The following is a 13,897-nucleotide window of genomic DNA, read 5'->3' on the forward strand; positions in this document are numbered from 1 at the left end:
TTTTGTTAGACTGCGACAGGGGCCTTGATGGGGCCTTCTGAAACGTAATCGATTAATTTGATGTCGTCCATGGTGTAATCGAAAATTGACTTTACTTCCGGATTCAACCAAAGCTTGGGTTGCTTGTGGGCTGGACGGTCGAGCTGTTCCTTAACTTGGTCGACGTGGTTCTTGTAAATGTGGGTATCGCCAATCGTGTGAACGAAGTCGCCCACTTCCAAGCCCGTTTGGGCAGCGAGCATGTGGATGAGGAGGGCGTAAGAGGCGATGTTAAAGGGCACACCCAGGAAGAAGTCGCCCGAACGCTGATATAGTTGTCCGGAGAGCTTACCATCGGCAACGTAGTACTGACTCAAAACGTGGCAAGAAGGAAGGGGTGCCTGTGGCGTGGTCTCTGCATTCCAAGCCGTCAAAATCATGCGACGGGAGTTGGGATTGTTCTTAATTTGGTCAATTAAGTTGGAAACTTGATCCGTGGTGTCGCCATCTGGGAGAACCGAAGCCCAAGTGCGCCAAAGCTTACCATAAACCTCACCAATGTAGCCAAACTTTTCCATGAAATCATCGTCGTTCAAAATCTTATCCACGAAAATTTGCTTTTGTTCTTGGTAAATCTTGTTAAATTCAGGATCAACAGGCGCGCGGCGGCCGAAGTCGGTCATGTCAGGACCGTTGTAATCTTCCGATTCAATCCAGTTTTTGAAGGCCCATTCGTCCCAAATGTGGTTCTTGTGTTGGAGTAAGAAACGGATGTTGTTGTCACCGCGCAAGAACCAGAGCAATTCGCTTTTAATTAAGTTGAAGTAGACCTTCTTGGATGTCAAAATTGGGAAGCCTTCGCTCAAGTCAAAACGCATTTGCGTGCCGAAGATGGAGTAAGTTCCAGTCCCGGTGCGGTCCTCCTTAAAGTGGCCTTCGTCCAAAATCTTTTTGGCCATATTGAGGTACTGTGCTTCGTTTTTAGTCATGCTTATCTCCTTCATTAATAAAACGTTGTAAATCAATTTGCTGAGCGGTTTCCGCCTCAAACGGCACTTGGCGCATGCTGACTTGCTTTTGTTCCAGTAATTCCTGGGCAAAGGGGTCATTGCGGTAATTGCGCATAAATTGGATGGATTTAATGCCAGCTTGCAAAAGTAACTTGGTGCACTGGACGCAAGGGACGTCAGTTACATAGAGGTCACCACCGTCGACGGGAATGCCCATTTTAGCAGCTTGCATCAAGGCATTTTGTTCGGCGTGGACAGCTCGGATGCAATGGCCGTCTACCATATAGTCGCCAACGTCAGTACAGTGGGGTGTCCCAGCAACCGCACCGTTGTAACCGGAGGCGATGATACGGTGGTCTTTTACGATGATGGCACCGACGTGTAGACGGGTACAGGTTGACCGGGTCGAAAGAATTGCAGCTTGGGCAATGAAATATTGATCCCAGCTGATACGTTGATTTCCCATTGAAGCCTCCCAAAATCTGGTAAGATGATAACAATACAATATATCTTATCATTTAGACAGCGGATTTTCTCAGGAGAATAGGGGACAAAGATGACGGAAATTTTAGATGGTAAAGCAGTTGCAAAGTTGACAAACGAAGAAACGGCCAAGCGGGTGGCAGCCCTGCCCTTTACGCCGAAGTTGGCGGTCATTTATGACCCAGAGAACGGCGGAAGCGAACTTTATGTGGGGATGAAATCGCGTAAAGCGGCTCGTTTGGGAATGGAAACGGTCGACATTGCCGTGCCTGCCGATGCCGACACAGCCAGTGTTGTTGCAACGGTTAAGCAATTAAATGAAGACAGTAGCATCCAAGGAATCTTGGTCCAAAGCCCTTTGCCAGGTGAAATTGATGAACAGGTTATTTTTTCAGCGGTAGCACCAGCCAAGGATGTTGACGGTCTGGGAGCTTTCAGCCAGGGCTTGCTTTTCGCCGATGCACCGGCCGAGTACACCGTTGCCGCAACGCCTAAGGGTGTCATGACGCTCTTGGAGCACTACCACATTCCAACCAAGGGAAAGCGGGCTTTAGTTGTCGGACGTTCACAATTGTTTGGCCGCCCCATGATGGCCTTGATGTTAAACGCGGACGCTACGGTTACGATTGCTCACCGCTATACTCCGGCAGAAGATTTAAAGGCTGCCTTGAAACAAGCCGATATCGTCATGGTCGGTGTTGGAATTCCGAACTTTATTAAGGGCGAAGACCTCCAAGAAGGGGCCGTTGTCGTTGATGTCGGCATGAATGTCGTTGATGGTAAGGCCGTCGGCGACGTTGACTTTGCCTCTGCCCAGGGCATTGCCTCCTACATTACCCCCGTTCCCGGTGGTGTGGGACCTATGACCATCGCAACTCTCCTTGAAAATACCGTTACCGCCGCAGAATTGCAGGCTAAATAAATTCAGCAAAACGAATCGAAAGATTCGTTTTTTTTTGTAAAAAAGTGGCTTCGTCCTCGTACTATTCTCTACGAGGGGGAAATCATGCAGATTGAAGAGCTTTTGTTGAGCGCCCATAAGCGCTCGAGTAGTGATATTTATATTTTGCCTGACGGCCAAGGTTATCGCTTGGGTATGCAGGTTCAGGGAGCATTGGCAGAGTTCAAGCATTTGTCGCAGGAAGAGGCGCTGCCCTTAATTGCGGCAATTAAGTACCGGAGCCAGCTTAATATTTCTGAAAAGCGACGGCCACAACTGGGACGCTTCGACTTTCAGCATGGCTGGGTTCGGGTATCGACGGTGGGCGATTTTTTGGAACGTGAAACGGTCGTGTTGCGTTTAATTCAGAAACGACAGACTTCTATCGCTTGGCTAAATACAGGTCAGTATGCCTATTTGCAGCAAGAGATGCCATCAGCTGGTTTGTTTTTATTGACGGGACCAACTGGTTCTGGAAAAACAACAACGATTTACCAGCTACTAAGAGAATTGGATAACCGAGTCGTCTTGACGATTGAAGACCCAGTTGAAATTCATGAGCCGACCTTTGTTCAGCTGTAGGTTAATGAAACGGCTGGAATTTCCTATGTTGATCTGATCAAAGTGGCTTTGCGCCATCGGCCTGATGTTCTGGTCATTGGCGAAATTCGTGATGCCCAGACGGCCAAGGCGGCAGTGCAGGCAGCTTTAAGTGGCCACCTGGTCTTGTCAACAGTACATGCTTTATCGGCTCGAAATGTGACTTCCCGACTCTTAGAACTAGGCGTAAATGCCGGTCAGCTTCAAGCCGCCTTTCGTGGTGCTGCTTATCAGCGCTTGCTGAGTAAAGAAGATGGGCAACAGGCAGCCTTACTTGATTTCTACTTGCCAAATGAAGCTACAGAAGTGCCCACAAACCTTAGCTGGGATCAGTCGCTCACAGCAGCCTACCAAGGAAAGGAGATTAGCAAAGTAACTTATGAAAAATACCAAGCGATTGAACAAGAAAGCGCAAGTTGAATTCTTCCGAGAACTAGGGGAATTATTGGACGCTGGTTATAGCCTTGATCGTGCCTTAGATATTTTGAAATTGTCGCATGTTCGTTGGTCAGCACTGATTGAGAGAGTTCAGTTCGAGTTGGAAGATGGTCGTTCTTTTTACGATGCCTTGAAGGGGCGGATTGATACCAAAAATTTGTTATCGATTCAAATTGCTCAGCAACACGGCCAGTTAGCGACGGGGTTAATTCAGCTGGGTCAAGTATTGGGCCAGCTAAGTCGGCAAAGCGATAAGCTGCGTCAGGTGATGCGCTATCCCATGATTCTTTTGTCCCTTTTACTCTGTCTTTTACTAGCTCTCCAGTTTTTCCTTTTTCCAATTTTAAATCAATGGCAGCAGTCTCAAGGACAGGCCACAGGCAGTCAGAATGGGACTTGGCTATTAACGCTATCTCTCCTGTGTGGAGCCAGCATATTTGCTGCATTCGCTGCTTTTTTGTACTGGCGCCGCCAAAGTCGCTTGAATCGTGTCCGCCTTCTGGCGAAACTTCCGATTCTAGGCACACTGACAAAATTAATGGTTACTTATCAAGTGACGGCGCAATTGGCACTGATGGCCAAAGTTGGCTTGAATTTGCCGGCAATTATCGACGAATTGGCCGAAAAACCCGGCGAAGATTTTACAAAGGAGTTAGCGCAAAAAGCCAGGGTCACCCTAGCAGCAGGTCAAGGAATCGAAGCTTTTATTTTGCAGGAAAACTACTTGGATTCGGCCCTTGCAGGTTACTTTTTAAGGGGGCTTAAGGCAGAAGTGCTGTCGGATTACTTGAATTATTATGCCAAGCAGCAGTTTAGCCGCTTCATGATTCAAACGGACCGCTTGATTGGCATTTTACAGCCCCTTTTCTTTTGTGTAATCGGGGTGGCCATTGTGGGGATGTACTTATCGATGTTATTGCCGATGTATCACAGCTTAGGAGGAATGTATTCATGAAGAAGACGAAGAAGCGTGGTTTTACCCTAATCGAAGCAGCCGTGGTACTTTTTATCATTGGTCTTTTGATGCTTTTGATTTTGCCGAACCTAAATAATCAACGCAAAAACGCTAGTAAGACGCATGCCAAGGCAATGGTTGCCACTGTACAAACGTAGGTGGATCTCTATCAAAACGAACATCCTGAAGTTAGTAATGTCAGTTTGAGCGACTTAGAGCAGGCACACTATCTCAGTGGAAAACAAATTGAAAAGGTAAAGGAACTGAAAATTGGTATCAGCAATAACGAAGCCCACCAATAAAGGATTTACCTTGGTTGAAACAATCGTCACTCTCGTTATTGTGACCTTAATTATGCTGTTAGGTTGGCAGGGAATGAAGCTGGCTCAAGTTCGACCCACTAAGCCTCAATTTGAAGCAAACTTCGATGCTCACTGGCAAAGCATGCGGGCTCAGGCGCAGAGAAAAGGGCAAGTCGAAAAGGTTGAGTTCCGTGATGGTGTGGTGGTTTTCGGTCGCGATAAGGTGGATTATCCCGGGCACTTTCGTCTTAATGATGCCGTGACCGTCAAGATTCTACCAACTGGCTACGTTGCACCGCAAACTATTCATTTAGAAGATGGGCAAGAGGAGTTCAAGATTGTTTTCTCACTAGGAGGTGGTGATTATCGCTTCCAAGGATAAGGTGAAAGCGTTTGTACTAGCAGAGGCTTTGTTGGCCCTCGCTTTAATTTCGATGGCGGTTGTGATTGAGATGGAGCAGATACAAACATTTAAAAATCAAAGAGTGGCATTAGAGCAGAAAGGTCGCGATGCAAAGCAGGAAAAAATTAAGGCAATGGCTGCCTGGGAAACACAAGAAAGGCTTCACCCTGATCGAAGCGCTACTAGCACTGGTCGTGACGGGACTAGTGCTTCTGAGCATTCAACTGATTCTTCCCAGCCTAAAAGACGGAGCAAAATTAAGGACACAAGTGACCTTCCAAACGGCTCTGAATCAACTTCTGTTACAGGGCTACAACAATCCAGTTCTCAAAGGTGACTTTGTTACTATGCTGAATCAAGATCAGGTACCTGCTCAGCTTGTTTTGAAGAAGGATCGCTTAGTGCTTGCTGGTGAGGGAGCTGGCCAAGTTATTCTTCTTTCGAAAATTAAGAAGTTGTCCTTCCAGCAAGAAAAGGGCTACATCGCTGTTTCGGCCGAAAGTAACAGCGGTGAAGGATTATCTGGCGAACTCTTTTTGCCAAGGCGGGAGAACAGTGATGCAATCAAAAAATAAACAAGCGGGTTATATCCTAGTGACGGCGTTGATCTTTTTAGGGGTTATGGCTTTAGCTCTGCTCAGTCAAAGTATCGTTTTTGGGCAGCAAATTCGTGCCCAACAAGAAGCTAATCAAAATACCCGTTTGGAAACTCTGCAAATTCTAGCGAGTTTACACTATAAAAAAGACAAAAAAACTGAATTCAACCTGAAAGGTTACCAAATTAAAATCCAGGATGGAACGATTTTACTACAATCAGATGCTGCCAAATACCAGCGGCCCCTCCTGCCTTAAAAACGCTTGCTAGAGCTACCCTAAAAGGCTAGAATAAAGCCATGATTAATAAAGATGTTACCCAATATTTTGACAAAGTTTTCGAGGCAATTGAAGCTTATCAAAAGGCGCAAAATTCAACTTATCATGGTGCTGCTTTAATGGTCTTAAAGGACATTAATGCCGGTGAAGCCACTGCTATAGATCAGGAAGATGTAAAGCAAAAAATCCAAGCCGCTGTTGACCTCGATTGGCAGAAGCTCGACTTCTCTGCCCGCCGGCATGTTCTGCAATTAATTTTGTTGAAGATTGACCGGATGGATAAGGTCGAACCTAATTTACAGTTGACGCCTGATGGAATCGGCTATCTGCTTGGTGACTTAATTTACCAAACTGCCGATTGGACTGGACAAGGAAGTTTGCTGGACCTAACGGTTGGGACGGGAAACCTACTTTGGACGGTGGAGGAAGTGCTCCTTTCCCATAAGCTTGACCCTGATCGCTATGGTTTTGACAATTCGGATGAGCAGTTAGCTCTGGCAACCGTTTCAGATGATTTGCTGAATGAAAAGCCTAGTGATTTTTATCAAGCCGATGTTTTGACCGTTCCCAAGGACGAAATTCCTGCAGCCGACGTTGTGTTGGCTGATTTACCAGTTGGCTATTATCCTGGGCAACCTGATGGCGACTACATGACTGCTAGTGCCGAAGCTAACAAGTCTTTTGCCCACTACGTCATGATTGAAAAGGCCTTTGACTTGGTTCAACCGAAGGGCTGGCTGTACTTTATCGTACCGGCTAATCTGCTGGATGGTGAAGAGAGTCAGAAAATGTTGAAGTTCATCACGAACCGGGCCCGTTTGAAAGCCTTTATGCGCTTACCTGCCGACTATTTCAAAAATGCTGCAGCTGCCAAGGCAGTCTTGGTTCTACAGCCCAAAGAAGCCAGTCAACAGGGCGAAGTTTTGATGGGCCAGTACCCATCGCTAAAGGACCCCAAGGGCTTCGAAGAATTTTTGCAAGAAATTAAACGCTGGGTTAAACTAGAAAAAGAATAATAGAACAAAGTATTAAGATAGGCAGGGAATTTTAATGGCAAAAATAATGGCAGTCAACGCTGGTTCTTCATCACTTAAGTTTCAATTGTTGGAGATGCCAGCTGAACAGGTGATTGCAAAGGGATTGATTGAACGAATTGGTATGGATGATGCCATCGTCACGATCAAGTACACCGCTGATGATCAGGCCGCTCAAAACGACAAGGTTACAGTCGATGGCGAAAAGGCAAAGTTCAAGGATGTCACTGCCATCAAGGACCACGAAGCAGCAATTAACTTCATGTTGGCCCGGTTGAGTGGTTTAGGTATCATTGAAGACTTCAACGAAATCGTTGGGGTTGGTCACCGTGTTGTTGCCGGTGGTGAAGAATTTAAGCATTCCGTTGTTGTAACGCCAGAAGTTTTGAAGAAGATTGAAGACTTGGCAGACTATGCACCTTTGCATAATCCTGCTAACGCACAAGGTATCATCGCTTTCCAGAAGCTTCTGCCAGATGCAATTTCAGTTGCTGTCTTCGATACTTCCTTCCATCAAACGATGCCTAAGGAAAACTACTTGTATTCATTGCCATACGAATACTACACTCGTTACGGTGCCCGTAAGTACGGTGCACACGGTACTTCACACCGTTACGTAGCCGGTCGTGCAGCTAAGATTTTGGGCCAAAAGCTCGAAGATTTGAAGTTGATCACCATGCACTTGGGTGCTGGTGCTTCAATTACTGCTATCCAGGGTGGTAAGTCATACGATACTTCAATGGGCTTCACGCCCTTGGCAGGGGTTACCATGGCAACCCGTTCTGGGGATGTCGACGTTTCCTTGGTTGACTACATCCAAAACAAAGAAGGCCTTTCAAACGAAGAAATGCTGAACATCTTGAACAAGAAGTCAGGTTTGCAAGGTATTTCAATGTTGTCATCTGACATGCGTGATTTGCGTGCTGCCCGTGACACGAACGAAAATGCTGAATTGGCTATCCAAATCTTTGTTAACCGTGTTGTTCGTTACGTTGGTCAGTACATCGCCGAAATGGGTGGGGCAGACGCAATTGTCTTCACTGCCGGTATTGGTGAAAACGCTGATTGGATTCGTAAAGAAATTAGCGATAAGTTAGGTTACTTCGGTATCGAACTTGATGATGCTAAGAATGCCATTAACGGTCAAGAAGAAATCATTTCAAAGGATTCTTCAAAGATTAAGGTGCTTTTGGTACCAACCGATGAAGAATTGATGATTGCCCGTGACGTTCAGTCATTAATGAACAAGTAAAATAGTGTATACTGGACAAAGTAACTGGCTTAGGCTAGTTACTTTGTTTTACAAATAAAATTAATAAGCCACTAGGTGATTATTATGCAACAGAAAAGAAGCAAGCCACGTAAGCGGAAGTTTTCCGTTCGTTTGCTAGCTGCTATCGCAGTCATTATCCTGGCCTTCCTTGCCATGAAGGTTATTTCGGATACTGGTTACCAGGCCTTGAATCCTAACGATACAAAGTTTAAGACGGTAACGATCAAAGAAGGTTCCACCCCACTCCAAATGGGTGAAACCATGCAAAAACAAAATATTATTCGTTCAGCTAAGGCCTTTGCCTCTTACTCAAAGAAGTATGGTTCTGAAAAGTTGATTGCGGGTACTTATTTGCTTTCTGCCGCCCAAGATGTCCCTTCAATCTATAACCAGATGACATTGGGACCAAGTGCAGCACCACAATTACCAAAGGGTTACGCCTTTGTTGGAAACAATATGACGCCTGAGCAGGCGGCACAGTCAATGGCTGGCGCTTCGAGCGTTTCATCGGCCAAGATTGTGGCGGCTTACGATGACAAGAGCGTCATTAAGGATATGCAACAGAAGTATCCCCAGTTGTTAAGTGGTATTAAGCCAAACGGTAAGAATACTGATAAGCTTTACAACTACGTCACGCCTGGAATTTACAAGTTGTCTGGTGTTAGCAGCGTTGATGCCTTGATGGACAAGCTGCTTAGCATCTCAAATGACAGTTTGAAGCCATACTATAAGAAGATGGAAGCCAATGGCATCCAGTCGCCTTTGGTCATTAACTTGATTTCAAGCTCTGGTGGCGATGAATTTGATCGTCGTTTGGCCTTTATCCAAAAGATTGCTCCTTATGCCCAAGAATTGTTTAAGGAATACGGCGTCTTGCCTTCAATCTCAATTGCACAGGCCGCCCACGAATCAAACTGGGATAATTCAAAGTTGTCATCTAAGTACAACAACTTCTATGGTGTTAAGACGCAGGATACCACTCCTGGTAAGTCCGTCGTCCTTGAAACCACTGAAGATGAAAATGGTGAAACGGTCACACAGAAGGCTCGTTTCGCGGTATACACTTCATGGAAGCAGAGTATGAAGGCGCACGCCAAGACTTTGGCACAGGGTAACACTTGGAACCCAACACAGTTCCAGGACGTCCTTGCTGCTAAGAATTATAAGGAAGCCGCTAAGGCCCTTTATGATGACCACTACGCTACGGATACGAATTACACCACCTTGCTGACAAACTTGATTGAATCATGGAATTTGCAGCGTTATGATAAGTAAATAAAAAGTCGGTGAAATACCGGCTTTTTATTTTTAATTTCACAAGCTTAAAAGTATTGTGTAAACGGTTTCATTGTTGTAGAATAGCACTTGTAACATACAAAAGGAGTGAACAGAATTATGAATTTAGCAATCTTAATTGCGCTGTTCCCAGCCCTCTTCTGGGGTTCAGTTGGGATCGTTTCATCCAAGATGGGTGGAACTGCCGCACAACAAACACTAGGAATGACTGTCGGTGCTTTGATCTTTGGATTGGGTACGATGTTCTTCTACGTAATTCCTAAGGGTATTTACCTTGGCCCACAAATCTGGGTTGTTGGAATTATTTCCGGTTTGGTTTGGGCCGTTGGTACAGCCTACCAGTTCTTAACCTTTAAGGAAATTGGCGTTTCAATTGGAATGCCTTTGTCAACGGCTGGCCAGATTATCATGAACGCCATCATGGCAGCTACACTTTTGGGTGAATGGATTAACGTCAAGATGTGGTTGGTTGGTGTTGTCTCAATCGCCCTTGTCGTTGTTGGTGCTACTTTGATTTCAGCACCTGACAAGCAAGCCGAAAAGAAGGCAACTTTGGATGCAAAGGGTTTCTTCTACTTAGCTCTATCAACCTTTGGCTACATGCTTTACTTCGCTTTACCTAACTTCCTGGCTAAGATTCACTACATCGAACCATCAGTTAAGAACGCGGGTAACGGGGTTAGCTACATGACTTCAATCGTTGGCCCACAGGCCATCGGTCAGGTTATCGGAGCCATCTTGATCGCCGCTTTGATTTTCCACGAACGCGAACAAATGGTTGAAAAGCCAACTTGGAAGAACATCACGACTGGTTTGGTTTGGGCCTTGGGTAACATCTTCATGTTTATCTCAGCTGCCGATCCAAAGGTTGGTCAGACCATTGCCACGACCTTCTCACAGTTGGGAATCATCGTCGGAACCTTGGGTGGTATCTACATCTTGCACGAAAAGAAGACTAAGGGCCAGATGCGTAACATCTTCATCGGAATTGCCTTGGTTATCATCGGTGCTTTGATTATCGGTAACATTCACAGCTTTGCCTAATTTAAGCCAAATAAAAAAACGCCCGCGAGGGCGTTTTTTTTATTACTTCTTTTCAACATCAAGAATCTTGACTTGAATTTCCACTCCGTTAGGAAGGGGAACGCGAACCGTTTCACCAGTCTTACGACCAATCAAAGCGGTTGCCATTGGGGATTCGTTTGAAATCTTACCCACGTTAGGATCAGCTTCAACAGAACCAACAATCGTATAAGTTTCAGGTTCTTCGTCAGGAAGTTCCTTGAAAGTAACTGACTTACCAAGGGAAACTTCGTTGTCAGCCGTTGCGTCGGCATCGATGATTTCTGCATTTTCAATCATCTTACGAACGGTAATGATACGACCTTCAACAAAGGCTTGTTCATCCTTAGCGGATTGGTATTCTGAATTTTCAGAAAGGTCACCGAATGAACGAGCGATTTGAATTCGCTTAGTGATTTCGGGACGTTGGTTATTAATTAAATCTTCTAATTCAGCTTGAAGCTTATCACGGCCTTCAGCCGTCATAGGAAATGTCTTTTCTTCTGACATTGTGTAAAGTTCCTTTCATCGCGCCTGTGGCGCCAAGATACAGCAAGAAAAATATATCACGAGGGGCCTAATCTTGCAAGACAAATGGCCGTTTCGTGGGACGAACTGACATAATTAACGTAAAGCAGGCAAAAGCGGTAATCCAATAGCCATATTTGAAGCCACGCGGGGTATAGCGCAAGGTCAAATGGTGTTTACCAGGTTTGCTTGGAATAGCAAGTAGATAGTCGCCAACCTGCTTGCCCTTGACCTTTTTACCGTCGAGGTAAATTTGCCAGCCCGGATCACTTGGAATTGAAGTCATGATTAGGGGCTTGGCCTTGGTCGTGGTGATGTCACCCGAGAGGGAACGTTGACCGTGCTTGCTCAAGCTGATTTGGTTTTGCTGCAAGTTTTGAATGCCGGATTGGAGCTGCTTCTGGTCAAAGTGGTAGAGGGCCATTTGACTGGTAAAGATACTATCGTTGCGCAAGCGGATAGTGAGCTTTTGTTGCTTGCCTTTGACATTATCAGCGATGTTGAGGACCACGGCCGAGCGGTAGGTGGCAAATTGGGTCACGATTTTATCATTAACAAAGAGGTCGAAGTCAGAAATCTTCAAGTTGCCACCCAAGGTTAGGTAGTAGGGGCCGCTATTGCTTGGCGTAAAGTAAAGATCCATTGAAGCGGGCTTTTTAACATCTTTTTTGGCCAGGGTGACGTTGGTTAAATTATCTGGAACAGTTAGATTGTGACCGACAGCTGATTCAAAGTTATCAGTTCGTAGAGCTGATGAAGCTTGGCCGGTAAGGTTCTGGAAAAGAGTTGCCTGATTGTGCATTGGGTCGCTATCCGTAAAGTTGGTTTTCAACGCCTTGTTATTGGCAGCGTATACCGGTGCGAGGGCATTCGGGTTCTTCCATACCTTCGTATTATCGGTCCTTGCGAAGAATTTGTACTGATTAAAATCGGGACGGGTGGCCATTTTACGAGCCAGGGGCGAGCCTGCTTCGCGGTCGAACTGGTCGTCACCGGAGAAGAAGTATTTGAAGCCCAGCAAACTATCCGTAATCACCGTGCCGTTACTGTAGATGACGTTGTTGTCACCGGCGGGCAGCCCCATGTTTTGATAAAAGTTGCCGGTACTCGTGGTGACCAGTGAAGAAAAATGAGAACCGCCAAAGTAGTCTTCCATCATGCTGTCGCCGCGGGTCCGTTCGAAGTCCTGTCCAACACGGTACCAGCCATGATCGCCTTTAATTTTTGCACGGCTGGCATCGAGTGCCCGAATCGTGTTTTGATAATCGTCTTTACCGATGTAAGAAAAATTGTGCAGAGTGGAAGAAACGTTAATCGCCAGTGCCAAGACAGTCGTTAGTAGCAAGAAGGTCAGCTGGATGGCGCCAGACGGAATAGCTGAAAGTTGAATGAGAATCAAACCACTCAATAGGAAGAAAATCGTGATGTTGTCCTTTTGAACATAGGCTAAATTACCAAGCTGCGTCCAGGCATAAGCGACGACGCCCAGCATTAAGACGAGTGCGGTTAGCCGGATTTTCCAATCCAATAGCTGGTCGGGATGATAGGCCCAAGCCCCCAGCAAAATAATAAAAAAAGAAATGATAAAGCTAAAGCGGTCGGGATACCAAACGGGGTACTGTCCCCCGTGAAAAGCAATGGTGAGTGGTGCCCAGGTCGTTGCCAGGAAGAAAATAAAGAGAATGCCAAAGGCACCTAGCTTGACCCAGCGCGAAATCCCTTTTTGCAAAAAGAAGGCGAGCAGGGCAATCAAAGCGAAGGCCGCGACATAAAAGTTGGCCTGGCCATCCTGCATTTGTTGAAAATCAAAGCTGCCGGGAATTAGTTTAACAATCAGCTTGATTGGATCGTTATCAAAGCCCCAGTGGAGCTCCGAATTGTGCTGAACCTTACTGCCTTGCAGCTGCTGGAAAACCGGTATCAAGAGCCAAGCGGCTAAGCCAAGTGCCGTCAAAACGGCGCTAGAAAAGGCTTTAATTTTAGGCCAAAGGGGGCGGCCAACTTGGAAGAGGCGCCAGAAAAAGTAGAGGCCAATAAAAATGGCCATCATGTAAGCGATGTAGTAGTTCAGAATGAAGGAAGCCGTAAGCAGCAAGGCGAAGGGCCACCATTTCCCGCCACGAAGTAACTTTTCAAGGGCAAGGATAATCAGCGGCAAGATGATGGCAGAATCCAGCCAGAGCAAGTTTAAATCGTTGGCAATAAACCAGCCCGACAAAGGATAGTTAATGGCAAAAAGAGTCAGATAGTAACCCTTTTGCAACCCTAACTTTTTCAGGGCATAGGCCATGGTCAGGCCGGCGCAACCAAATTTTAATAGCGTGACAAAGAGAATGACTGCTGGAAAAGTCATGGGTTTTGCCAGCAAAAAAATTAGGTTGAAAGGGCTCATTAAGTAGTAAGCCCACTCGGACAGCATATCCCCACCCAAGCCGTTGGCAAAGGAGTAGAAAAAGCTACCTGGATGATTGAGCAGGGTGTGTTTAAATTCGGCAAACTGATCGATGTATTGCTGGCCCAAGTCGACAGTTAAAATGGTGCTGTGGCCGAAGGGCATCATGCCCCGGCTAGCGTAGTAGCCCCCCATAATTAGAACGGGAATCCAAAAGGAAAGGGCGAGCGGTGAAATGGTTAATTTTGTAAGGGTTGCCTTGATATTCTTCATAATTTAAGGATACCAAATTATGGCCCTTTTTTTAGCTAGAAAATGGCTATCTATGG

The 13,897-nt window shown here is 46.0% G+C and carries 13 protein-coding genes and 3 pseudogenes; 12 read left to right on the top strand and 4 right to left on the bottom strand.

Annotation, left to right across the window (positions count from 1 at the left end; genetic code table 11):
* Nucleotides 1–5 precede the first annotated feature (5 nt).
* Nucleotides 6–968, bottom strand: a complete 963-nt coding sequence (locus tag ABSY64_RS00280) for a thymidylate synthase (RefSeq protein WP_349641068.1) — start codon at nt 966–968, stop codon at nt 6–8.
* Nucleotides 961–1,455, bottom strand: a complete 495-nt coding sequence (locus tag ABSY64_RS00285) for a ComE operon protein 2 (RefSeq protein WP_349641069.1) — start codon at nt 1,453–1,455, stop codon at nt 961–963. Before ABSY64_RS00285 ends, ABSY64_RS00280 begins: the two co-directional genes overlap by 8 nt.
* 90 nt (nt 1,456–1,545) lie before the next feature.
* Between ABSY64_RS00285 and ABSY64_RS00290 the strand changes: the two genes are divergently transcribed.
* From ABSY64_RS00290 to ABSY64_RS00345, 12 genes and pseudogenes are all read left to right on the top strand, one after another.
* Nucleotides 1,546–2,394, top strand: a complete 849-nt coding sequence (locus ABSY64_RS00290) for a bifunctional 5,10-methylenetetrahydrofolate dehydrogenase/5,10-methenyltetrahydrofolate cyclohydrolase (protein ID WP_349641070.1) — start codon at nt 1,546–1,548, stop codon at nt 2,392–2,394.
* A gap of 84 nt (nt 2,395–2,478) precedes the next feature.
* Nucleotides 2,479–3,432: pseudogene (gene comGA / locus ABSY64_RS00295) on the top strand (competence type IV pilus ATPase ComGA).
* Nucleotides 3,392–4,405, top strand: coding sequence for a type II secretion system F family protein (locus tag ABSY64_RS00300; protein WP_349641071.1), 1,014 nt, complete (start codon nt 3,392–3,394; stop codon nt 4,403–4,405). Before comGA ends, ABSY64_RS00300 begins: the two are co-directional and overlap by 41 nt.
* Nucleotides 4,402–4,707: pseudogene (locus ABSY64_RS00305) on the top strand (prepilin-type N-terminal cleavage/methylation domain-containing protein). Before ABSY64_RS00300 ends, ABSY64_RS00305 begins: the two are co-directional and overlap by 4 nt.
* On the top strand, nt 4,676–5,089 hold the full coding sequence (locus ABSY64_RS00310; protein WP_349641072.1) for a prepilin-type N-terminal cleavage/methylation domain-containing protein: 414 nt from the start codon (nt 4,676–4,678) through the stop codon (nt 5,087–5,089). The pseudogene ABSY64_RS00305 and the gene ABSY64_RS00310 overlap by 32 nt, the downstream one beginning before the upstream one ends.
* Before the next feature lie 128 nt (nt 5,090–5,217).
* A pseudogene (locus ABSY64_RS07600) lies at nt 5,218–5,295 on the top strand (hypothetical protein); the annotation flags it as partial.
* A 162-nt stretch (nt 5,296–5,457) separates the two neighbouring features.
* The gene (locus tag ABSY64_RS00320) at nt 5,458–5,685 is read left to right on the top strand and encodes a hypothetical protein (RefSeq protein ID WP_349641074.1); all 228 of its coding nucleotides are present in this window, start codon (nt 5,458–5,460) and stop codon (nt 5,683–5,685) included.
* Complete coding sequence (locus ABSY64_RS00325; RefSeq protein WP_349641075.1) at nt 5,669–5,962, top strand: hypothetical protein; 294 nt, start codon at nt 5,669–5,671, stop codon at nt 5,960–5,962. The genes ABSY64_RS00320 and ABSY64_RS00325 overlap by 17 nt, the downstream gene beginning before the upstream one ends.
* Nucleotides 5,963–6,003: 41 nt before the next feature.
* The gene (locus tag ABSY64_RS00330; protein ID WP_349641076.1) at nt 6,004–6,999 is read left to right on the top strand and encodes a class I SAM-dependent methyltransferase; all 996 of its coding nucleotides are present in this window, start codon (nt 6,004–6,006) and stop codon (nt 6,997–6,999) included.
* A gap of 34 nt (nt 7,000–7,033) precedes the next feature.
* Nucleotides 7,034–8,269: an acetate/propionate family kinase gene (locus tag ABSY64_RS00335; RefSeq protein WP_349641077.1), complete on the top strand. Its 1,236-nt coding sequence runs from the start codon at nt 7,034–7,036 to the stop codon at nt 8,267–8,269.
* A gap of 84 nt (nt 8,270–8,353) precedes the next feature.
* Nucleotides 8,354–9,565 (top strand): endolytic transglycosylase MltG, encoded by a 1,212-nt coding sequence (locus ABSY64_RS00340; RefSeq protein WP_349641078.1) that lies wholly within the window; start codon nt 8,354–8,356, stop codon nt 9,563–9,565.
* A gap of 120 nt (nt 9,566–9,685) precedes the next feature.
* The gene (locus ABSY64_RS00345) at nt 9,686–10,630 is read left to right on the top strand and encodes a GRP family sugar transporter (protein WP_349641079.1); all 945 of its coding nucleotides are present in this window, start codon (nt 9,686–9,688) and stop codon (nt 10,628–10,630) included.
* Nucleotides 10,631–10,672: 42 nt separating this feature from the next.
* Here ABSY64_RS00345 and greA read toward each other — a convergent pair whose 3' ends face one another.
* Nucleotides 10,673–11,158, bottom strand: a complete 486-nt coding sequence (gene greA, locus ABSY64_RS00350) for a transcription elongation factor GreA (RefSeq protein ID WP_349641080.1) — start codon at nt 11,156–11,158, stop codon at nt 10,673–10,675.
* 67 nt (nt 11,159–11,225) lie between these two features.
* Nucleotides 11,226–13,841: a YfhO family protein gene (locus ABSY64_RS00355; protein WP_349641081.1), complete on the bottom strand. Its 2,616-nt coding sequence runs from the start codon at nt 13,839–13,841 to the stop codon at nt 11,226–11,228.
* Nucleotides 13,842–13,897: the final 56 nt, after the last annotated feature.

Origin of the sequence: Eupransor demetentiae (genome assembly GCF_963930865.1) — a bacterium.
Classification (GTDB): domain Bacteria; phylum Bacillota; class Bacilli; order Lactobacillales; family Lactobacillaceae; genus Eupransor; species Eupransor demetentiae.

What these genes read in the sequence shown, in the direction of transcription:
- ABSY64_RS00280 (WP_349641068.1), bottom strand. Translation starts at nt 968, where the DNA reads ATGACTAAAAACGAAGCACAGTACCTCAATATGGCCAAAAAGATTTTG.
- ABSY64_RS00285 (WP_349641069.1), bottom strand. Translation starts at nt 1,455, where the DNA reads ATGGGAAATCAACGTATCAGCTGGGATCAATATTTCATTGCCCAAGCT.
- ABSY64_RS00290 (WP_349641070.1), top strand. Translation starts at nt 1,546, where the DNA reads ATGACGGAAATTTTAGATGGTAAAGCAGTTGCAAAGTTGACAAACGAA.
- ABSY64_RS00300 (WP_349641071.1), top strand. Translation starts at nt 3,392, where the DNA reads ATGAAAAATACCAAGCGATTGAACAAGAAAGCGCAAGTTGAATTCTTC.
- ABSY64_RS00320 (WP_349641074.1), top strand. Translation starts at nt 5,458, where the DNA reads ATGCTGAATCAAGATCAGGTACCTGCTCAGCTTGTTTTGAAGAAGGAT.
- ABSY64_RS00325 (WP_349641075.1), top strand. Translation starts at nt 5,669, where the DNA reads ATGCAATCAAAAAATAAACAAGCGGGTTATATCCTAGTGACGGCGTTG.
- ABSY64_RS00330 (WP_349641076.1), top strand. Translation starts at nt 6,004, where the DNA reads ATGATTAATAAAGATGTTACCCAATATTTTGACAAAGTTTTCGAGGCA.
- ABSY64_RS00335 (WP_349641077.1), top strand. Translation starts at nt 7,034, where the DNA reads ATGGCAAAAATAATGGCAGTCAACGCTGGTTCTTCATCACTTAAGTTT.
- ABSY64_RS00340 (WP_349641078.1), top strand. Translation starts at nt 8,354, where the DNA reads ATGCAACAGAAAAGAAGCAAGCCACGTAAGCGGAAGTTTTCCGTTCGT.
- ABSY64_RS00345 (WP_349641079.1), top strand. Translation starts at nt 9,686, where the DNA reads ATGAATTTAGCAATCTTAATTGCGCTGTTCCCAGCCCTCTTCTGGGGT.
- greA (WP_349641080.1), bottom strand. Translation starts at nt 11,158, where the DNA reads ATGTCAGAAGAAAAGACATTTCCTATGACGGCTGAAGGCCGTGATAAG.
- ABSY64_RS00355 (WP_349641081.1), bottom strand. Translation starts at nt 13,841, where the DNA reads ATGAAGAATATCAAGGCAACCCTTACAAAATTAACCATTTCACCGCTC.